Origin of the sequence: Caldisphaera sp., from assembly GCF_046536515.1 — an archaeon.
Lineage (GTDB): Archaea > Thermoproteota > Thermoprotei_A > Sulfolobales > Acidilobaceae > Caldisphaera.
This window is the reverse complement of record NZ_JAWDMQ010000001.1, coordinates 1-20,725: the sequence shown is the minus strand read 5'-3', so window position 1 is coordinate 20,725 and position 20,725 is coordinate 1. Positions and strand designations below refer to the sequence as shown.

At 29.4% G+C, this 20,725-nt stretch carries 21 protein-coding genes; 3 read left to right on the top strand and 18 right to left on the bottom strand.

Going from position 1 to position 20,725, the window contains the following annotated elements:
• A complete protein-coding gene (locus RXO53_RS00105; protein WP_410712253.1) occupies positions 1–1,389 on the bottom strand; it encodes an APC family permease in 1,389 nt (462 codons plus the stop codon).
• 147 nt (positions 1,390–1,536) lie between these two features.
• On the opposite strand from RXO53_RS00105, the gene RXO53_RS00100 reads away from it, so the two are divergent.
• The gene (locus RXO53_RS00100) at positions 1,537–2,274 is read left to right on the top strand and encodes an exodeoxyribonuclease III (RefSeq protein ID WP_410712252.1); all 738 of its coding nucleotides are present in this window, start codon (positions 1,537–1,539) and stop codon (positions 2,272–2,274) included.
• A 1-nt stretch (position 2,275) separates the two neighbouring features.
• On the opposite strand, the gene asd is transcribed toward RXO53_RS00100, so the two are convergent.
• The 3 genes from asd to RXO53_RS00085 are packed head-to-tail and all read right to left on the bottom strand — an operon-like array spanning position 2,276 to position 4,594.
• A complete protein-coding gene (asd, locus tag RXO53_RS00095) occupies positions 2,276–3,343 on the bottom strand; it encodes an aspartate-semialdehyde dehydrogenase (RefSeq protein WP_410712251.1) in 1,068 nt (355 codons plus the stop codon).
• Between the two features lie 2 nt (positions 3,344–3,345).
• Positions 3,346–4,440 carry a hypothetical protein gene (locus RXO53_RS00090; RefSeq protein WP_410712250.1) on the bottom strand — a complete coding sequence of 365 codons (1,095 nt, stop codon included), beginning with the start codon at positions 4,438–4,440 and terminating at the stop codon, positions 3,346–3,348.
• On the bottom strand, positions 4,421–4,594 hold the full coding sequence (locus RXO53_RS00085) for a hypothetical protein (RefSeq protein ID WP_410712249.1): 174 nt from the start codon (positions 4,592–4,594) through the stop codon (positions 4,421–4,423). Before RXO53_RS00085 ends, RXO53_RS00090 begins: the two co-directional genes overlap by 20 nt.
• Positions 4,595–4,695: 101 nt before the next feature.
• On the opposite strand from RXO53_RS00085, the gene RXO53_RS00080 reads away from it, so the two are divergent.
• Positions 4,696–5,838 carry an alkaline phosphatase family protein gene (locus RXO53_RS00080; RefSeq protein ID WP_410712248.1) on the top strand — a complete coding sequence of 381 codons (1,143 nt, stop codon included), beginning with the start codon at positions 4,696–4,698 and terminating at the stop codon, positions 5,836–5,838.
• Between the two features lie 7 nt (positions 5,839–5,845).
• On the opposite strand, the gene RXO53_RS00075 is transcribed toward RXO53_RS00080, so the two are convergent.
• The 10 genes from RXO53_RS00075 to RXO53_RS00030 are packed head-to-tail and all read right to left on the bottom strand — an operon-like array spanning position 5,846 to position 14,989.
• Positions 5,846–6,970, bottom strand: coding sequence for an MFS transporter (locus RXO53_RS00075; protein WP_410712247.1), 1,125 nt, complete (start codon positions 6,968–6,970; stop codon positions 5,846–5,848).
• Positions 6,971–7,017: 47 nt separating this feature from the next.
• Entirely contained in the window at positions 7,018–7,638 is a 621-nt protein-coding gene (locus RXO53_RS00070) for a type I 3-dehydroquinate dehydratase (protein ID WP_410712246.1), read from the bottom strand.
• The gene (locus RXO53_RS00065) at positions 7,631–8,857 is read right to left on the bottom strand and encodes a 3-phosphoshikimate 1-carboxyvinyltransferase (RefSeq protein WP_410712245.1); all 1,227 of its coding nucleotides are present in this window, start codon (positions 8,855–8,857) and stop codon (positions 7,631–7,633) included. Before RXO53_RS00065 ends, RXO53_RS00070 begins: the two co-directional genes overlap by 8 nt.
• Entirely contained in the window at positions 8,854–9,603 is a 750-nt protein-coding gene (locus RXO53_RS00060; RefSeq protein WP_410712244.1) for a shikimate kinase, read from the bottom strand. The genes RXO53_RS00065 and RXO53_RS00060 overlap by 4 nt, the downstream gene beginning before the upstream one ends.
• A complete protein-coding gene (aroC, locus tag RXO53_RS00055) occupies positions 9,594–10,742 on the bottom strand; it encodes a chorismate synthase (protein ID WP_410712243.1) in 1,149 nt (382 codons plus the stop codon). Before aroC ends, RXO53_RS00060 begins: the two co-directional genes overlap by 10 nt.
• Positions 10,711–11,460 carry a shikimate dehydrogenase family protein gene (locus RXO53_RS00050; protein ID WP_410712242.1) on the bottom strand — a complete coding sequence of 250 codons (750 nt, stop codon included), beginning with the start codon at positions 11,458–11,460 and terminating at the stop codon, positions 10,711–10,713. Before RXO53_RS00050 ends, aroC begins: the two co-directional genes overlap by 32 nt.
• Positions 11,448–12,488 carry a 3-dehydroquinate synthase gene (aroB, locus tag RXO53_RS00045; protein WP_410712241.1) on the bottom strand — a complete coding sequence of 347 codons (1,041 nt, stop codon included), beginning with the start codon at positions 12,486–12,488 and terminating at the stop codon, positions 11,448–11,450. Before aroB ends, RXO53_RS00050 begins: the two co-directional genes overlap by 13 nt.
• On the bottom strand, positions 12,488–13,282 hold the full coding sequence (gene aroF / locus RXO53_RS00040) for a 3-deoxy-7-phosphoheptulonate synthase (protein ID WP_410712240.1): 795 nt from the start codon (positions 13,280–13,282) through the stop codon (positions 12,488–12,490). The genes aroB and aroF overlap by 1 nt, the downstream gene beginning before the upstream one ends.
• Positions 13,272–14,210, bottom strand: a complete 939-nt coding sequence (locus tag RXO53_RS00035; RefSeq protein ID WP_410712239.1) for a transketolase family protein — start codon at positions 14,208–14,210, stop codon at positions 13,272–13,274. The genes aroF and RXO53_RS00035 overlap by 11 nt, the downstream gene beginning before the upstream one ends.
• Before the next feature lie 2 nt (positions 14,211–14,212).
• A complete protein-coding gene (locus tag RXO53_RS00030) occupies positions 14,213–14,989 on the bottom strand; it encodes a 1-deoxy-D-xylulose-5-phosphate synthase N-terminal domain-containing protein (RefSeq protein ID WP_410712238.1) in 777 nt (258 codons plus the stop codon).
• Between the two features lie 382 nt (positions 14,990–15,371).
• Here RXO53_RS00030 and RXO53_RS00025 point away from each other — a divergent pair, with 382 nt between their 5' ends.
• Positions 15,372–15,563, top strand: a complete 192-nt coding sequence (locus RXO53_RS00025) for a hypothetical protein (RefSeq protein WP_410712237.1) — start codon at positions 15,372–15,374, stop codon at positions 15,561–15,563.
• A gap of 396 nt (positions 15,564–15,959) precedes the next feature.
• Here RXO53_RS00025 and RXO53_RS00020 read toward each other — a convergent pair whose 3' ends face one another.
• From RXO53_RS00020 to RXO53_RS00005, 4 genes are all read right to left on the bottom strand, one after another.
• A complete protein-coding gene (locus tag RXO53_RS00020; RefSeq protein WP_410712236.1) occupies positions 15,960–17,588 on the bottom strand; it encodes an acyl-CoA dehydrogenase family protein in 1,629 nt (542 codons plus the stop codon).
• 43 nt (positions 17,589–17,631) lie between these two features.
• Positions 17,632–19,137, bottom strand: a complete 1,506-nt coding sequence (locus RXO53_RS00015) for an AMP-binding protein (RefSeq protein ID WP_410712235.1) — start codon at positions 19,135–19,137, stop codon at positions 17,632–17,634.
• A gap of 129 nt (positions 19,138–19,266) precedes the next feature.
• On the bottom strand, positions 19,267–19,593 hold the full coding sequence (locus tag RXO53_RS00010) for a TA0938 family protein (RefSeq protein ID WP_410712234.1): 327 nt from the start codon (positions 19,591–19,593) through the stop codon (positions 19,267–19,269).
• A complete protein-coding gene (locus tag RXO53_RS00005) occupies positions 19,590–20,501 on the bottom strand; it encodes a C2H2 type zinc finger domain-containing protein (protein WP_410712233.1) in 912 nt (303 codons plus the stop codon). Before RXO53_RS00005 ends, RXO53_RS00010 begins: the two co-directional genes overlap by 4 nt.
• Positions 20,502–20,725 lie beyond the last annotated feature (224 nt).

The window sequence follows — 20,725 nt, the reverse complement described above, 5'->3', positions numbered from 1 at the left end:
TTATATCTTTATCTGATATTTATTTTTAAACAAAAAGTAAGCCAAGATTGTTAATATAAATGATAATATTAATGCAACCAAATAATAAATATTTATTATGGAATAATAAAATGTTATTGCTAGAATAGCTAATCCAATAATACTAATAATTTTACCAATTATTTTGGAAATTAAAAATGATGATACTGAAATTAATGCAAGAGAAATAACATAATAAAGTGAATCTATTGCATAAGCTCTTTCCATAGCATTATATGTCAAATTTATTAAATTACCTGAATTTAATGATATTAAATAAAATATAATAATTGCAATTATACTCATCAATGTACTTACAGTTAAAGCATTTATAGGACTTTTGAACTTCTTATGCGTTACTTTTAATTTGCTAGGCATTAAACCTTCTTTACTCATACCATAAATCATCCTAGAGGTAGCATTTAAAGTAGCCAAATAGCAACCAAAAACGCTAATTAATGTTATAATTGAAAATATTGTTAAACCAAATAATCCCAAATACTTTCTCATTAAAAGAAAAACTGGATTTACTCCTTCTCCCTGTGCTTGTGAAACAAAATTATCTATAGAATTATAACTATAACCTATATTTAACAATATAGCATATGTTGATAAAATATATAGTATACCCATAATTAAGGTTGATATAAAGGTGCTATTCGGTATGTTTTTATTAGGTTCTTTTGATTCCTCACCTAGCTGCGTAGATACTTCAAACCCCATAAAATAAGTTATAGAAAAAATTAACCCACCTGAAATGGCAGCTAACTTACCAATCAATGAACTTGAAAATGTTCCTTTTAGAGTAAAGGGTATTAATGACATATTTTTTGCATTATATGCAAAAGAAAAAATTATAAATATTAATAAAATAGTGATCTCAATTATTGAAACTATATATTCTGATCTAATGCTCGGTTTAATTCCTAAATAAGCTATTATATATGCTAATAATACAGGTATTATAAGTAAGAATACCGGATTAATCTTTATACCTGTTAATGCATAGATGGCTTCAAAGCCTAAATAGGCAAACGCAATTGATATCGATCCTAAACCTATAATGCTATAAAAAATTGTATATATTATACCATTTATATAACCTGGTAAAGTACCTAAAGTATTTGATACATAATAATAAAAGCTGGCTGAGTGCGCATATCTTTTTGACAAAAATATAACTGAATATACTATAGTTAATATGCCAATTAATGTTATCAGCATAGCCAATGGTGACGAAGCATAAGATGTACTTAATATATAAGCTGTTCCTCCAGCTATGCTGTAAGTTGGTGCTTGACCTGCTAGAGAATTAAAGAAATCTCCCAGAAATGTTACAGAATTCTTTGATAAATTATTCTTTTCTGCCATTTTTAGCACCAAGATCATTATAATTAAATAATAAAATTTACTTTGCTGAACGTTCAATAAAATTCTATTAAAACATTTTTGATGTTGATGTATAATCCTTATAAATATTTAAATATTTTGTTTTAAATTTAACATTTAGGTGATTTAATGAAAATTTTAACTTGGAATGTAAATGGATTGAGAAGTCTCTTAGATAAAGGCATTCCAAAAGAGATATTAGAATTTGATATTGTAATGTTTCAGGAAATTAAAACAGATACAGTTCCAGAAGAGCTGAAAACGCTTGGATACGAAATTTTCATTAATCCAGCTAAGAGAAAAGGTTATTCAGGAACTCTTACAATGAGTAAAGTAAAACCTCTCAACGTTACATATGGTATAGGCCATGATGAATTTGATTCTGAAGGGAGAGTAATATCATTGGAATTTAAAGACTATTATGTGATAAATGCATATTTTCCAAATGCCCAACATGGATTAACAAGGCTTGACTATAAACTGAACTTTAATAGCCTTATAGAGAAATATTTGAACAATTTAAGCAAACCAAAAATAATTTGTGGTGACTTTAATGTTGCACACAAAGAAATAGATATTGCAAGACCTAAAGATAATATTAACAATCCTGGATTTACTCAACAAGAAAGAGATTGGATGACACATTTTTTAGAAATGGGTTATGTTGATGCATTTAGAGTTTTCCATAAGGAGCCAAATAGGTATTCTTGGTGGACCTACAGATTCCATGCTAGAGAAAAAAATATAGGTTGGAGAATAGATTATTGTGTTGTTTCTAAGGATTTATTAGATAGGGTTAAAGACTGTGATATATTAGATAAAATTTATGGCTCTGATCATGCTCCAGTTTATATTATTGTAGAATAAGCTATTGAAAATCTAGCAATTCATTGTTCTTTAATAAAACTTCCGCAATCAAAATACCATTACCTGCAGCCCCTCTTATTGTATTATGGCCCAATATGTTAAACTTAATCCAATTTTTCTTATCTTTTCTTATTCTACCTACAACTACGCTCATACCATTTCCTTCATTTCTGTCTAACCTAGGTTGAGGCCTATCAACTTCTTCTTTAATAATAATAGGATCTTTTGGTTTTGAAGGCAAGTCTAAATTCTTAATTTTATTGTTCCTAAATTCTGTAAGGCTTTCCTTTATATCATTTACATCAACATCTTTATCTGTTTTTATAAAAACGCTTTCCAAATGACCTTCCAGAACATTAACTCTATGAACTGATGGAGATACATAAAGTCTGTCATTTAATTTTATGCCTTCAGGAGTTATGTACCCTAATATTTTTAAGCTTTCATTTTCTATCTTCTCTTCTTCATGCTCTATAAAAGGTATTATATTATCTAATATAGCCATTGATGGTACTCCATTAAGTCCAGCTCCTGACAATGCTTGCATAGTTGAAACAAAAACTTGTTGTATTCCAAAATCATCATAAATAGGCTTTAGAGCTAAAGTTAATATGGACGTAACACAGTTAGGTACTTTAAGTAATGTCCCTTTCCATCTCTTCTTCTGAATTTTTAATACAGATATATGATCAGCATTGACTTCAGGGTTAAGCAAAGGTATATCAGGTTCCATTCTGTTATTGCTTGCATGAGATATAACAGTAAAACCTCTTTTTACCAATTCTATATCATATACCGTAGAGACATTTGATGGTAATGAAGTAAAAATTATATCGGGCTTAAGAGAACTTATCATTTCTAAATCCGTGTCGTAAATAATCATATCTTTAACTTTATTCGGTATTTCCTTTTCCAAACTCCATCTTACAGCATCTTCGTATTTTTTTCCTGATTTTTCTTTTGATGCAGTTATGCCAATCAAATTAAACCATGGATGATTAGATAAATAATTAACTAACCTTTGTCCAACTAGACCTGTTGAACCAACAACTACTGCATTTAGCTTCATTTCTAATCACCTATAAACTTATCATGAATTGAGTTCAATAATTCATAAAAATTATAATTTTTAATATTAATTGAAATGGAAGGTCTTGTACCATTTTTTTCTATAATCAATTCATCATTATAGTTTCCAATAATTTCACTAATTTTGTTTATAATATTTTCCTTGTTCATTCCTTCGCCAATTAATCCTATTATCTTACCAATTTTGTCATCTTTATATCCTATTAACTTTGCAAATCCATTACAATAGGTGCTATTATTTATTAATGTATTATAGTTATTAGGCATACCTACATAAACATTAACATTTGTTTTCAATAATGGATAAAAAGTTTTATAGTTAATTCCTTTCACTTTATATTTTGATGCCTCAATAGCCTCTTCAAAGCTTAGTCTTTTAACAATTTTTGGATTTCTAACAATTTTTGGATCACTAGTGAAAATGCCAGGAACGTCTGTAACCAAGTAGAGCTTTTCGGCATTTAATATATATGCTAATGCAGATGAAGTATAATCCGATCCGCCTCTCCCCAATGTAGTTACATGGTTATCATATGATTTTCCTATAAAACCTTCTATTAAGAACACTCTTTTATTAAGATTTACTTTCTCTATCATCTTTCTTGTTTCTATTAAATCTATTGTAGCATCTCCATAATTCTTATCAGTTATAATAATTTTGTCTGCATCAAGGCTTTCTGCATCTAAATCGTTATAGTTTAATGCATATTTCATTATAATTTTGCTCAGTTTTTCACCATATGAAATAACATAATCTCTTAAGGCTGGATCTTTATTAGCTTGATTTCTATATTTAATAAGCACATTGATTTGCTCGTTTATTTCATTAATTAGATGTTTGCTATCAAAAGACTTTGCTATTTCATAATATGATTCTATAAAATCTTTAAGGGCATTTGCATTATCTTTATCATAATAATCTATTAGTAAATCAGTTGCTCCTTTTATTGCTGATAATATTATAAATATTTTTTCCTGCCTATTCTCTAAGTAATTCTTAATGTAATTTGATATTTTTAAATAAGAGTCCTTAGATTTTAATATAGATCCTCCTATTTTAAAAACAGTTATTTTCATAAGGATCACCTTTGTAATATATATAATTTATATTAATTAACAAAACATCCTTTAACTTATTAACAAAAACATCTAAAATACCTAGAACAAAATATACTAAATATCTAACATTTTTGTTTGGTGTTTCATCATCCCCACCTCTTATTTCCCACATTATTATACAAGTATTTAAATTTTTATTGATAAATCTTATTAGCAACTAAACTTAAATATAATATTTTATATTTCTTATAAATTTTCAATACAGGGGATATCATGGAGGAAATAATTTACCCTGACTATGAGACAAATAAAACAATATACGGATTAGCATGCGGATTAGCAAAGTTTTTTAACGTAAAGAGAGATTGCTTAGTTAATCCAATGGAATTTCAAGGAAATAAGTTAGTATTCATATTTTTGGATGGTTTAGGATGGGATTTATTCAGAAGAATTAACATAAATATTGTAGGGGGAGAAATAGAACAAATAAAAACAATTTTCCCATCAACTACCTCAGCAGTTACTGCAACTCTGTTTACTGCTCAATCTCCTGGAGAGCATGGAATATTAGGCTATACCATGTTTAACAAGAAACTAGGAGGTATAATAAATACTTTGAGATACAACTATGTTGGAGAATCCATTAATGACACCATAAAACAATATATGCCTTATAGTCAAGCATTTCCTGTAAAGCCTTGGCTATATGAAACCGATAAAAAATTATTATCAATAGTTCATAATAATATCTCAAATACAGAATTTACAAATACTTTTCATAAAGATCTAAAAAAACCTGATAAAATTTTTTTAAACGGATATCACAATTCAACTGACATGATAATCAATTTAGTTAAAGCTCTCACATCTGATCAATATGATGGAATTTTTGTTTATTACGATAGTCCCGACCATTTAGGACACTCTTATGGTTATAATAATGAATATCAGGAATTCATAATCTATGATACAAAATATGTATTAGAAAATCTTTTAAAAATTGCTTATAAATATAAAGATTACACTTTCATTATATTTGCAGATCATGGTCAAATTACAATTAAAAAAACAGTAATTTGGAATCAAGATAAGGAGTTAATAGACATGCTAGAAATCCCTCCTTATGGAGATTCAAGGGCTATATGGTTTAAAGCAAGAAACAATATAAAGAGTTATCTTGAAGAAAAATACAATTTACTGGTTTTTGATAAAAATGAAATAATAGAGAAAAAATTATTAGGAAAAGTTGATCAGTATGTATTAAACAATAATATGGGAGATTACATTGGTATTGCTAAGGATAATGAAACAAAATATTTATATACATATAGGGAGAATGATCCTGGCTTAAACTTAAAAGGAAATCATAGCGGATTAACTTATGAAGAAATCTACGTTCCTTTAATTAAAATTTAAAAATTTTTTATATTAATTTATTATAAAAATAACCAACAATTTCTGTTATTAATAATAAGAAAGAGAATGATGCCAAAACAACCCAAGGTAAGATATAACCTAGTTTTGTTGGTATTCCGGCAACCAATGGACCTATTACGTACCCTACCCCTATAGATGACTCAAATATTCCTGTTTTAGATGTAACATCTTTATGAAATGTCCTAAAAATATTTATTAATGCCGAATAATAAACCAGGCCCATACCAAACCCTAATATAGAAAATGAAACAATACTAACCAAAATTGTGTGATATAAATATATAATAAATACTGATAAGCTCATTATACTTCCAATAATAATTAACTTACCTGATTTAACCCTTTTGGAAATTAACCAACTTATAACAAATGCTATTGTTTGAAAAATACCATAAAATGTTCCAACTAAACCCGTCCCATATTCTCCAAATTTATATACAGTCCCATAAACGCTATAAAAGCTGTAAAATATTGATGAATCAAACCCGTATAATAACATAGGAAATATTATATTAAAAACTATAGAAAAGTTCTCAAAATTTTCAATAATTTCTCCTTCCTCTCCAGGCTTTGATAATATAATAAAAATAAAAGACGTAAGGCTTATTATTGAAGAGAAATACAATGGATAAAAATAATTGTAAACGAGTAAATAAGAGGCAATATAAGGCGCTATTGATGCACCAATACTCCATCCAAAGGTATACATGAGCAATGCGCTCTCTTTATCTTTATGACCAAGCTTAGAAGATAATCCTTCAACAGCCGGCCATACCATTGCCATTGATATTGCCTCTAGACCCTTTCCTAAAAGATATTCGTAAGGTGTCTTAAATTGTGTGTATAAAAGTGATATTATTAGATAAATTATCATACCTAAAGATGCCATTTTTTTAATTCCTAATTTTACTGAATACTTTCCGAATATTGATGCTAAAACAAAATATATAGAACCATAAACTGTTCCCAAAAGGCCTATAATAAATATTGACGCCCCTGCATTATGGGCAAATATAGGTATAACAAATCTCAATGTAGTTAAAGGAATTTGTGCCGTTAATGATATTAGCAATATAAGCAAATACGAAATAAGTCTTTCTCTCTTTAACATTTTTATCCCTAATTACTTAATATTATGAAAATTAAAAACATAAACAATTAGTTGTTAAATATTTCGTATAATATTTTTGAGGCTATGTAGAAGTTTGGTTGCCCTTCCCCAGTTTGCACTTTATCATAAACATATAAAAGCTTTGAACCGAGAAGTGAGAATGAAATCCTTTCATACCAAGGTGCCCCTATAGGAATAACTGTAGGGTTATTTATTATTTCTAAAAATTTTGTCAGTATAGACTTATATCCATTTATATTTTTAATTGCAACCTTTGCAGTAAATAGGTTATCAAACTTTTTATATTTTTCAATGAGCTCATTTATACTGGGTAAAAAATTTAAGTAATGAGATGAAACTATTTCATCATCATATGGTACCTTATATTTTTCTAAAAACCTCAGCTCTACATCATATTTAATCCCATAATCATAAATTTTTTTATATATGTTTAGTTTAACATCATCCTTTACTGGAAAAACTCCTCCTTCATTTAAATCTCTAATAGTTAAAATTATTTTTTCTTTATATTTTAAAAATTCATCTATATCGTTTATAGATAAGTTTTTCTTATAATCTAATCTTACTTCAATATAGTCAGCTCCAAAATCAATATATTGGCTAACATTATTATAGGGTATAGATAATACTATTAATGGTTTATTCAAATTTTATCTCACCGCCTAATTTTTTATACCTTTCCCAATGCATTGGATCGCTCTTATTTATGCATTCCGCATTATTTATTCTTCCTCCTTTAATAAATGAAACAGTAGAAGCCATCATAGCTACCCTATGATCATTATTACAATCAATCTCAGCTACCTTTAATTCATTGGGTTTTATTATAATTTTGTTATCATAAATTTTTACATAACTGCCAAATTTTTCCATAGTATCTTTAATAGATAATATCCTATCACTTTCTTTAATCTTTAATCTTTTTGTCCCATTAATTTCAATTTTTAATTTAACTCCTAAAGGTGCTAATGACATAGCCATATCTGGTGTGTTCTCTACATCAACATTTATTTCTCCGGAAATTTCACTATTATAAATGACCCAGCTATCATCTTTGAGCTCAGACTTTACATTAGCATTATTTAAAATTTTAACTATATCATGGTCTCCATAATATTTGGGTGGTTCGTAAAGTCCTTTGATAATTGTTAACCCCCCGGTTAACAATGAAGAAATAGCATAAAAAGATGATAATAAAAAATCTCCTGGAAATCGTGCTTCATAGGTATTTTTGATGCATTTTCCAACATATATCTCATTTCCTTCAAACTTTAAATTGCAACCCATTTTGCTTAACAAATCAATAGTTAGCATTACATAATATAATGAAGGAATTTTTTCCTTAAATTTTATTATTCCTCCGTTATTCATAGCCATACCATAAATAATACCCGTTATGTATTGGGAGCTTTCAAGCTCTGGTAATTCAATATAATTAATTTTCCCTTTACTCTCTATTTTAACTGGTAATTTATTGCCAGAGACTTCTGATCCAGTTAATTTAGACAGTTTCAACAATCCGTCAAAAGGTCTATTCCTCAAATTTTTATCTCCATCTATTATGACTTCTCCCCCTGAAATAATTGCTAGTCCAGCTATGATTCTAGCGACTGTTCCAGAACCCCCAGCATAAAAAGATTTATTTAGATTAATCATATCAGGTTTTTCCAATTTATTATTATCATGTAAAACACCCATTTTTAAAATAGATTCATATGCGTATTTAATATCATCAGACTCTGGAATTTTTTCTCTTAACAAAATATTATTTATTAAAGATCCAAATAATATTCTTATAGCTATGCTTTTTGATTTTGGAGCATCTATTTCTCCTTTAATTATGGAAGGAAATATTATTACCTTCATTTTACCACCTGAGTAACTATAGCTTTATCCCCCAAATAATCAAGCAAAGGCCCTTCTTCTCCTTTTTTAACCAAAGCAAAATATGCTGGTCCATTACCTGAAATACCTGAAGTAATTGCTCCCTTTTTGATCATGTAATCTAAAATTTGCATATCATAATTGTTTATCTTAGCCATAAGATATCCATTTATTTTAATAGCCTCAAATATATTCCCATTAATACCTTTCATAAACGCTTCGTTAAAGAATTTACAATTTTCTTTCATTAGATTTATATTTAGCTCATTTCTTTTTCCATTTATAAAAATTATTACATTTAGATCATAAGGATTTTCGATCAGTTTTAAAATTTTTAAATTTAAGTTATCCGTAAAACTAATTTTTCCTTCATAGCTTGAAACTGCATCATCAAATGCCCCAGTAATAGAAAGACCGTATTCCTTTGTTATTATAGCCGAAAGAAGTGGTGGATATAATCTAGTTCTTTCTTTTATAGATGATAATATAGCAACTGAAACTGCACTGCTACTCTTCAAACCCACACCTTCAGGTATTTCAGAGAAAACTTCAAAACTTGATTTTAAATTGAATTTTTTAAACAAATAATCCTCTATTGCATTTATTAAAGGAGAATCTCTATTTTTACTTCCTTCTCTAGCGTAAGCTTTCAAGTTGATTGGTATAACAGCTCCTCTTCCGCACGGAATTGCATTAACTATAGAAACTCCTGCATAAGCTACATACATTTTTCCTTGAATTCTGACCACCTCTTTTCTATAATATCGCTTTGTTGATCTGTTAGCTTAACCTTAGGTATGATACCAGATAACATCGAATGATCAACTAAGGTTAAGGCTACCATTGATTCTGCTACAGAAACCCCCCTAATAGCTATACATGGATCATGCCTTCCAATTATTGATAAAGTAGTTGGTTTAAGGTTATTCATGTCTATGGTTTTTTGCTCTTTATTAATTGAGCTAGTTGGTTTAAACGCTATCCTCAATATTATGTCTTCACCTGTAGATATTCCTCCTAAAATACCTCCAGATATATTTTTTCTAAATCTAAATTTCCCATCATAATATATTTCATCCATTACTTCACTTCCTTTAAGTTTATAAGATTTAAATCCGATTCCATATTCAAATCCAACAACCCCTGGTATTGATAATAATGATTTCGCAAGATCTGATTTAAGTTTATTAAAAACTGGTTCTCCAAGCGATTTTGGTGGATTTTTTACAATTATTTCAACCATTGCTCCTATACTATCTCCTTCCTTTCTTATTTTCTCAATAATCTCTTTTAATTTTTCTTCTTTGCTTTTTATGGTTCTAACTTCACTCTCTCTTGAACAAAGAATTTCATCAAAATTTGGTGTTTCTTCAATAAATAAATCTCCAGATGCTTTAATATAACCTGCAACTATTGTATTATTAAGCAAAAGGAGCTTCTTTGCAATAGCACCTGCTGCTACTCTTGCTACAGTTTCTCTAGCAGAGCTTCTACCTCCTCCTCTATAGTCCCAGTTTTCATACCCATATTTTTCAATATATGCTATGTCAGCATGCCCAGGCCTTGGTTTATGCTTTATTTCCTCATAATGCAATGGCATAGGATCTTTATTTTCTATTAATATTGCTAAAGGCATACCTGTTGTCTTACCATTAAATATGCCGCTTATAATTTGAGGCTTATCTTCTTCTTTTCTTGTTGAAACATATTTATTTCCAGGCCTTCTATATTTTAATTCAAAAAATATGTCTTCATCGCTTAATTTTAGCCCAGAAGGTACCCCATCTACAACTACACCTATTGCTTTTCCATGACTTTCTCCAAATGTCGTTATTTTAAAAAGATTTCCTAATGAATTCCCTGACATATTTTATTACCTCTTCATCTACTTTAATATTAAACCAAATTGCATCAGATAGCAAACCTTGTTCTATTAAAAAATCAATTCCATCAGTTATATTTTTGGAAATTTTTTTGGCTTTCCTTGTGTAAACCAAATCAATGTATAGGGTTTTTGGTTTTACATTAAATTCTATTTCAACTGGAACAGTATTAATTAAAACATCTACATCAACTCCATTGAGATTTTTAATAAATTTAACATTGCTATTAATTTTTTTAAGGTCATCTATTAATTTTTGAGCCCTTTCTATACTTCTGTTATATATCAAAATAAGATTTGGATTTAATTCGGATAAAGCAAAAGATGCTGCCCTAGCGGAACCACCGGCACCAATAATTAAACATGATCTTACATCATATTGAGACAATATATTCTTAAAAGCAAGATAATCAGTATTATAGCCAACTCCATCTTTTATAGTATTTATTGCTCCTATTTTTTTAGCATCATACGATAATTCCTTTATGTATTTTATAATTAATTCCTTATAAGGCATCGTAACATTTAATCCATAGTTGTTTTCTAATAAGTAATTAACTTTTTCATGAAAATCTTTTGTTTTCAATTCATATAATTTATATTCTGCATCTATGTTAAAATAATTATAAATAAGGTTATGTAGCATTGGCGATGGGCTTTTACTAATATTTTCACCTAATAAGCCAAGGTTTAATTTAGGCATTTTAGGAATCCCTTTTTAATAACATCTAAATCCATTGTGAAAATTTTAAATTCGCCAAGGCTTATTGGTAAAGGAATCATAATTTTCTTATTATTCAATCTTTTCTTATCTTTTTCTATAGATTCTAAGGCTTTATTTATGTCTATATCATTTAATTTTACTTCTATTTTGTATAAACTTAATACATTCTTTATTGCATAATAAATATCTTCATTAATAATCCCTTCATTAATTCCAATTTGAGTCTCGCAAGCCATGCCATAAGATATCGCAAAGCCATGCTTAATTTTAAATTCGCTCCCAGATTCAATTGCATGGCCTATTGTATGGCCAAAGTTGAGAACAGCTCTTAACCCATTTGTTTCTTTTACATCATTCACTACTATCTTCATTTTATCCTTTATTGAAGATTCTATAACAAAAATTAAGTTATCTTTGTTTAAATTTAATATTTCTTCTTTGTTGTTAACAATATAGTTATAAAGATCCTTATCCATAATAATAGAATATTTTATTACTTCCCCCATACCATTTAATATTTCTTCTTTTGACAGAGTTTTCAAAAATAGTATATCATTTATTATCATATGGGGCTGATAAAAAGTGCCTATAACATTCTTAATTCCTCTAAAATTAACTCCGTTTTTTCCTCCTATGGATGCATCTACCATAGATAATAGTGTTGTTGGTATATTAATAAGATCTATCCCTCGCATATAAATTGATGCTACAAAACCTGATAAATCAGATATTGTTCCTCCTCCTAATGATATTATGGCATCTCTTCTTGTGTATCCTTTTTCTACCATTTTCTTTATTATATCCAAAGCTACATCTACATCTTTTGCCTTCTCGCCATCAGGGGCTTCATAAATATCATAATCCATTAAATTCGACGAAACTTTATCTAATTCATTTGATAAAGAATTCTGGTATATTATAAAATATTTTTTCCCTTTATCAAATGAATTTAATATGTTTTCCCCTATCATAACATTTATTTTTTCTCCACCTACATCAAATATCATTAAATCACCGCTATTTTCCTTATATCTTCCATTAGTTGCTTAAACATTTCAAAAGTCAATTGTTGAGGACCATCTGATAATGCTTTATCTGGCTCTGGATGAACTTCAATCATTAGGCCATCAGAACCCACTGCTATACCAGCTTTAGCTAAAGGAGGAACTAAAAATCTTTTGCCTGCAGCATGGCTTGGATCTACTATAACTGGTAAATGAGTTAAGCTCTTCAATACAGGTACTGCTGCTATGTCTAAAGTAAATCTTGTCGAAGACTCAAAAGTCCTAATACCTCTTTCAATTAATACTACTTGATCGTTCCCCCCGCTTAGTATATATTCTGCTGATTGTAGAAGCTCCTCTACAGTATTTCCAAAACCTCTCTTTAAGAATACAGGTTTATCAATCTTTCCTAGTTCTTTTAATAATGAAAAGTTTTGCATATTTCTTGCTCCTACTTGAAGGGCATCAGCGTATTCTGAAACAAGCTTTATATGCTCAACATCCATTATTTCTGTTACGAAAGGTATTTTTGCTTCGTCAGAAGCTTCCCTTAAAAATTTTAGACCTTGTTCACCTAAACCTTGAAAACTATATGGAGATGTTCTTGGCTTAAATGCTCCTCCCCTTAAAATCTTTGCCCCATTTTCTTTCACAAAAATAGCGGTTTTTATGATTTGTTCCCTATTTTCCACAGCACACGGACCTGCTATTATTATGGGTTTATCACCTATAATTACATCGTCTACCTTAACCAAAGTTTTTTCCTTATATTCCTTACTAACTAGCTTATAATTCATCACTAATCACCTTCAATTTATCTTCTATAAATTTAGGAGTTAGTTTAAAAAATTCAATTAATTCCAAATAGCTTCTACCAGAAGTTCCAAATGAATCTTTTATGCCTATTTTTGTCACCTTTTTTGGTATTCTAGATGATAAAAAAGAAGATATCATATCACCAACTCCTCCATCGACATTATGCTCTTCTATAGTAACAACATGATTCGCATTCTTTGCATATTTTGTAACAGCTTGCTCATCAAAAGGTTTTATTGAATAAAGATCCATTAATGATATACTAAATCCTTTTTTATTTAACGAATTAGCAACTTCTTGAGAAATAGCTACCATTGGTCCGTATGAAATTATTAAAATATCTTCTCCTTCCATTAGTATTTTAGATTTTCCTATTTTGAATTCCTCATTTTCATCATAAATTTTAGGCGAATTATCTCTGCCAATTCTCATGTATACTGGTCCGTAATGGTTTACCATTTCATAAACAAGTTTTTCAGTTGCAACAATATCTGAAGGAGATAAAACAATGAAGTTAGGCAGAATTCTAATTAAAGATATGTCTTCTATTGCTTGATGTGACGATCCGTCTAAAAAATCAGATAGGCCAGAATGAGTTCCAACTATTTTTACGTTTAGATTATCTCTTGCAATTGTATTCCTTATCTGCTCCCATGCCCTCATTAAAAACATTGAAAAAGCCACAGCAATAGGTATTTTTCCACCTAAAGCAAGTCCTGAAGAAAAACCTATAAGATCTTGTTCACTAATCCCTACAGATACAAATCTATCGGGAAATTTTTCAGCAAAATATTTTGTGTATGTTGATTTAGAAACATCTGAATCAACGACTATTATTTCTTTTTTCTTTTCACCTATTTTAACTAAAGCTTTGCCAAATGAATCTCTATAGCTAAAATTCAAGTTCAACTCTATATGTCACCTTTAACTATCAATGCCTTAGGAATTCCATTTATTTCAGATAGCATATCTAATGCGATTATTAATTCCTTTATATCATTTCTGACTTCTAATGCGTACCAGCCAAATGCCTCAAATTTTTTCTTTATTGACTCCTTTATTTTTATTTCTTCTGTTGGTCCAGATAGCTGAAAACCGTTCCTATCTATTATTGCCAAAACGTTGTCTATTTTTAATGAAAATGAAGTAGAAATAGATTCCCATATTTGCCCCTCATCAAGCTCTCCATCGCCTAAAATCACTGCTATTTCTCTCCTTTCGTTATTTAGCCTAGCAGCATAGGCTATTCCATTGGCAACTGATAGGCCTTGTCCTAATGAGCCTGTAGAAAATAGTATACCTGGAATTTTACCTCCTTCTGGATGTGATTGTAAACGTGAGTTCGGCATAGCAAAGCTTTCCAGCTCTTCCTCTTCTACCTCATTGTTTTCTGAAAGCAAAACATAAAGAGCTGGAGAAGCGTGACCTTTGCTGAGTATTATAGACCTTTTTATGCCTTGATTAATTCCCTTAGGAACCCAGTAATTGTAAAGAGCTAGCAATATGTTGAGAACAGATCTTGAAGAATCTGCATGATAATTATTTATTTTTTTAAGGAACTCGTTTAAATTTTTGCTAACATTTATTTTCTTGTTCATTAACAAGTTATAGATATTTTCCAAACTAGGAGTAGAACAAGATTTATCCTCATTATTTAATATTGGCTGGGCATCATACCCTCGCCCCACTTGTATTCCATCAACTCCACCTCAAAACTAATATAATATATCCCACTATTTAAACTTTTATCTCGATTTAATTTAACATTATTTATTAAATTAAACATGGTGAAAAATTTATATATGTCAATGAGGAATGGCTGTTGCCATTTTCATTATTCAACATAGACTCAAGCACATTTATGATAAAAAAGCTTTAATCAAAAATCTATGAGGAAGACAATTATGAAACTTTATGGGCACATGCATACTCTAGTCCATCAGATATAACAAATGTTGGTAAAAGAGTTTTTAAGGAAAATGTTGATCATTCTGAATCCTTAGGTATTGCTATGATAGAGGCGATAGAATTTGCTTCAAAAAATGATTTTAAATCCTTGTAGGAAGCGTATTGGATGTTGTTATATTAAATCAAAGTATTATTAAACAAGAAACAATGAATCAATTAGATCTAATTGGCGAAAATCCAAATATAATAATAGGTTGCGTAGGCAGAATCAGTAATTTTGGAGGTTGCATTTTTATTTATTGGAAACAAGATTGGAGAAGAATTTATTGCTGTTGGATCATAAGAAATACCTAAGTTTAGCAAGGAAAAATACAAATAAGATTTTGCTAACACGACGGCTCTATTGCCATTAATAAAAATGATAACCTTGGGGCGATTATGTATTTCTTCCTATATAATGGGCTTATATATCATAGAGTTACAGCTTCTTTAAGCATAGTTATTAAAGAAGACATAGTAAAGTGAAGAGAATATAATGAAAAAGAAATCTTTAATGTTGCTAAAATATTTGCTAAGACACAAATGAGAGATCCTCACTTAATAATATCCTTAATTTAATTTTTAAATAAATTTTATAAATATTATAATAATAATTTAGTACAAAATTAAAACCTTTTAATAGGGTCCTATAATTATTCTAAAGAAATTGAAGGATTTCATTGATAAATCTAATAGAATTTTAACATTAAGTTAAATGCTGCCATGTATAGATATAATTTCATCATACTTGTCTATCATATCTAATTCTTTCTTTTCAACATAGACCCTATAATACTGTTTTGATATTAAATCATAAATATTATCTTCCGTTTGTTTAGCTAAATTATTCAGCAATATTGATGATAATATATGACCTTGTTGCCTTAAGAAATCTTTAGAATTATACTCAGCCTCTTTTGGAGATAAAGAAGAGAAGGATCTCAAAATATCAACCGCTTTGTTTAACAACTTTGTTGTAAATTCTTTATCATAAGAATCGTTTACCAAGCTCTTTAAGTCTTCTAAATAAACTTCATGGGCCTTCTTTTTTACCATACTTTCAAGCATATCCAATGCTTGTATATTGCTTGTTCCCTCCCAAATAGGAGTTATTAAAGCCTCTCTATGCCACCTCTCTATAGGAAATTCATTTAAGAAACCTATACCTCCGAAAGCCTCCATAGCTAGCTGTGTTATCTTTGATGACAATTCAGCAGTAACATTTTTTGCAATATGTGTTAAAAATCTAGCATAGTGATATTCTTTAGTATATGGGGGCCTAGAGTTGATGGAATTTTGAAATTCATTAATAGCCTTATAAGTTAACGCTAATCCCCCTTCAATACTTATTTCCATATCAAGTAAATCCCTAATCATTAATGGATGTTCAATAATTTTTTTGCCAAACGCGCTTCTCTCTCTCGAAAAACCTAATGCCTCTAAATAAGCCTTTCTAGCAACTCCCATTGCTCCTATAGCGTTAGCTAATCTGGAAACTGTTAAATCCTCCATAATATAGTATATTCCTTCCTCTTCTTTCCCTATCAAGTCTGCTTCAGAATTTATTAATTCAACTTCACCGGTTGGAACAGAATTAGTTCCACTTTTATATTTCAATCTTCTAATATAATAGTTCAATTCCCCTTTAGAATTGTATCTTGGCAACAAGTATAATGCTAGGCCCTTAGCCCCTTCTTTACTTTTTTCTGGTCTGGCAGAAACTAATGATATGTCTGCAATACCTGCACCGCTTGAAAAGTATTTATATCCATTAAGCAAATACTTTTTTTCTGTTCTTTTTGCTATTGTAGTATTAGCACCTAAATCACTTCCTCCTTGAGTTTCAGTAAACCATGTTGCACCTAATTTTAATTTGTTGCTCAAGCCAACAAGATTTTTGTATTCATCTCTTAAATTGCCCTCTGCATATTTGTTTAAAGCATATGCAGTCTGTATAGTTATGGTTAGTATGCAAGACAGACCAGGATCTCCAATTAAATATATTCCAGCATAATGATCGTGCCAAGTTCCATTATCAAATGGATATCTATTAACTCCGTAATTCATTATAAGTTCGTTTACTACATACCTTTCATATGGATCCAGCCACGTATAATCTACTCTTTCTCCTTTAGCTCCCCAATAAATTAATCTCGGTAAGCTTTCTAAATCAACTCTATAAGTAGATTCGTAAACCTCCTTTCCAACAAATTTTCCTAATCCTGTAAAATCATTTTTTGACTGCGTATATAATTTTAAAAGATCTTTTAAAGGTTTATCCAAAGTATAATGATTAAGTCCATAAGCATAAGATATACCTTCTAACCCATTTAACGGCATATTTAGCACCTTTTTATTATTTAATTTCGAATTTATTTATGTTTTATAATGACTTCTTTTCATTATTTTTATATATAACATCTTTTAAAGCCTTTTTGTCTATTTTGCCAGTTCCAGTTAGAGGAATTTCATTAACAAATATTATATCATCGGGTACCCAAAACTTACTTATTTTTCCATCGTTAACATATTTGTTTAAATGGCTAAGTATCTTTTCTTTAGCATCTTGAGTTTCCTTAGAAAGCTTTACTATAGCTATCGGTCTTTCTCCCCATTTTTCATCTTTCTTAGAGATAACGGCAACTAAAGATACAAAGGGTAATTCCGATATTACAGTCTCTAAAACACTTGAAGGTATCCATTCACCTCCGCTTTTTATTACATCTTTCATCCTGTCTAAAATTACTAGCCCACCATCATCAGCTATGTATCCAATATCACCAGTTCTAAACCAGCCATCTTGTGTGAATGATTCAGCTGTTTTTTCTTTATCATTATAATATCCGTTTGGCATCCATGGAGCTCTAAATAAAATTTCACCAGGTTCTTTTTCAATTCTAGATTCTATTTTAAATTCTGCCATAGGAACGGGATGAGTAACTTTGTGATATTCTAATAGTCCATTAGATGTATATTCTGTTTCTATTGTTATTGAAGCGGCCAGCATATCAGTACCACCATAAATCGCGGAAAATCGCATATCATAATCTTTCATCTTTTTTACTAAACCATCTGGTATGGGGCTTCCTCCTATCAATATCTTTAATCCTTTCTTATTTAGACCTGATTCGAAAAGCATTTGCATCATGGTTGGAACAACACTTATCCAAGTTACTCTTTCCTTTTCAATTGTATCTACAGCCATTTTAGGATCAAATTTTCCTCCATAAATTAGCTTTGCTCCAATAAGAGGTGCTATTATAAGCGATCCCCATGATAATATGTGATATATAGGTATTTGAGGGAACATAATATCGTTCTGTGTTAATTTCGCTGGAGCATTATAGTATGATAATTGATTTAAAATAGATAATGCACCGTTTATCATTTTTTCATGACTATACATAACTGCTTTTGGAAGGCCTGTTGTTCCGCTTGTAAAAAGTATAACTGCTTCATCATGTTTTTCAGACTCTGGCTTTGCTGCCTCCATATTAAACTTTAACTCATCAAAGGAAATTACTTGCTCATTTCTTTTTGCTTTAACAAGATCTGCATAATCTTTAAATATTTTTTCATATATGAAATATTTTGAATTAGCTTTATTTAATGTATATAGTAATTGATCAGGAGGCAACCTCATATTTATTGGATATGCAATTGCTCCCATAGAAGTGATAGCATATATTAATGTAAGAAACTTAACGCTATTTAATCCTATAATTGATACCACATCACCTTTTTTAACTCCATTATTCTTCAAATATGTTATCAGCCTTAAAGAATCATTATAAATCTCTTTGTAATTTTTCTTCTCAATGGTATCAATAACTTCTTGTTTTGGAAACAGAGAAGAGGCACGTTTTAACACATAAGGGAATGTCAACAATTTTATCACCTTCTAAATAATTAAGATTCCTAATATAAATACTTTTATAATAATTATAAATTAATAACAAATTTTATAAGATTTATTAACTTAAAAGACTATAATTTTTAATAATAATTAAAATAGGTATTAGCTATTACTCAATTCTTTTAGCTCAATTATTTCTCCTTCATCAGAAAATTTAACATAAAATTTATATGATTTTTTACTATCCCTAGCTTCAATAATTCTTCCCTTATAAAAATTCCCTTTTATATCTATATATTCTATATTCTCAAGTTTTCCTCTTCTCTTAGCTTCATTAATAATATTTTTAAATGCCTTAGCACAAATATGGCAACAGAAAAATAAATTATGGCCCTCTATTGTTTCATAATGATTTCCCCAAGTTCCTCCACAAAGTGCACATCCTGTCTCTTTTGTACCAACAATAGAACCATTAACAATTACTATCATTGCTTTATCACCTCAATTAGTTCAGGCTCGAATTGCATTGCTCTTTCTAACCTTGCAAAAAGATATTTGTCTAGGGCATCTAAAGATTTTAAAACCGTTACTTTGATGTTTTCTATAGTTTTTCTTGTATCTGCATACTTTTCTATTAGATTTAACGCTTCTCCTGTATGACCTATGTCTGCTTCATATCCTTCCTTTAAGAAGTCCTTTACTTCTTTATTATATTTATCAGAATTTAGTATTTCAATATCAAAATAATGTATCTTCGCACCATAGTTTTTATTTGATCTGTCGGCTGCTATTTCTAAGCTGTGCATTGCGGCCATAGTTTCTATCCATGGTCTATTTAAAGCTATATACCTCCATGTTTCTATAGATTCTTTAGTTGATGGTAAAGGATCCGTGGAAAATATAATTTCTCTTGACAATCCTAAACTTTCTCCCATTCTTATTAAAAGCTCATAGTGAGACGGTTTACCATTTATGCCTAAATATTCAGTTGAAATGTTTTCAAGCTCGTATTTTATTACATCGTCTTTATCAGTATTAAAAACAATTAGTGATAAAACTTTGACCCAATTTTGCAAAAAGTGTCTGTGCTCCAAAACGTAACCTAGTAATACTCCTCTAGTCGGTTTTTGCATAGCTAACATAAATGGATGCGGCTTATGTGAATAAAATTTTTCAATAAACCTTTTTCTAATCCAGAGAGATAGCTCGTTTGGCTTTTCAAAATAATTGAATAGCCATGTCTCTAAGTCTTCTTTTTTTATTTCTTTATTAGAAATATGTCTGCTTAGCCACATAACATGTTGAGGATCGCTTTTTTCATTAGCCATTTTCTCTATATGCTCAGAAATATCCCTCCAAGAGTCTAATTCCAATCTGCAAACTGGACAAATAGGCATAGCAACCACATTTATTTAAATCAAATAAAATTCTTAAACCTTAGTTATAAGAAAATTTCATAAAACTATTTTTAAGTTTGTTTCCTAATATAAATTATGATATACATGAATACAATAAATATTATGAAATATTTTAAATACTTTGCTTATCTAGCTATATTGTCCTCATGGATAACAATATTGATTTCTATTCATTATAATCCATGGTTTAATTTAGCAAGAAA

Coding starts and splice junctions, on each gene's coding strand:
- asd (WP_410712251.1), bottom strand. CDS start 3,343: ATGAAGCTAAATGCAGTAGTTGTTGGTTCAACAGGTCTAGTTGGACAA.
- RXO53_RS00090 (WP_410712250.1), bottom strand. CDS start 4,440: ATGAAAATAACTGTTTTTAAAATAGGAGGATCTATATTAAAATCTAAG.
- RXO53_RS00060 (WP_410712244.1), bottom strand. CDS start 9,603: ATGTATGTAGCTTATGCAGGAGTTTCTATAGTTAATGCAATTCCGTGC.
- aroC (WP_410712243.1), bottom strand. CDS start 10,742: ATGTCAGGGAATTCATTAGGAAATCTTTTTAAAATAACGACATTTGGA.
- RXO53_RS00100 (WP_410712252.1), top strand. CDS start 1,537: ATGAAAATTTTAACTTGGAATGTAAATGGATTGAGAAGTCTCTTAGAT.
- RXO53_RS00105 (WP_410712253.1), bottom strand. CDS start 1,389: ATGGCAGAAAAGAATAATTTATCAAAGAATTCTGTAACATTTCTGGGA.
- RXO53_RS00010 (WP_410712234.1), bottom strand. CDS start 19,593: ATGATAGTAATTGTTAATGGTTCTATTGTTGGTACAAAAGAGACAGGA.
- RXO53_RS00065 (WP_410712245.1), bottom strand. CDS start 8,857: ATGAAGGTAATAATATTTCCTTCCATAATTAAAGGAGAAATAGATGCT.
- RXO53_RS00085 (WP_410712249.1), bottom strand. CDS start 4,594: ATGTGGGAAATAAGAGGTGGGGATGATGAAACACCAAACAAAAATGTT.
- RXO53_RS00005 (WP_410712233.1), bottom strand. CDS start 20,501: ATGCCTATTTGTCCAGTTTGCAGATTGGAATTAGACTCTTGGAGGGAT.
- RXO53_RS00075 (WP_410712247.1), bottom strand. CDS start 6,970: ATGTTAAAGAGAGAAAGACTTATTTCGTATTTGCTTATATTGCTAATA.
- RXO53_RS00050 (WP_410712242.1), bottom strand. CDS start 11,460: ATGCCTAAATTAAACCTTGGCTTATTAGGTGAAAATATTAGTAAAAGC.
- RXO53_RS00020 (WP_410712236.1), bottom strand. CDS start 17,588: ATGCCGTTAAATGGGTTAGAAGGTATATCTTATGCTTATGGACTTAAT.
- aroF (WP_410712240.1), bottom strand. CDS start 13,282: ATGAATTATAAGCTAGTTAGTAAGGAATATAAGGAAAAAACTTTGGTT.
- RXO53_RS00080 (WP_410712248.1), top strand. CDS start 4,696: ATGGAGGAAATAATTTACCCTGACTATGAGACAAATAAAACAATATAC.
- aroB (WP_410712241.1), bottom strand. CDS start 12,488: ATGATATTTGATGTAGGTGGAGAAAAAATAAATGTTATGATAGGGGAA.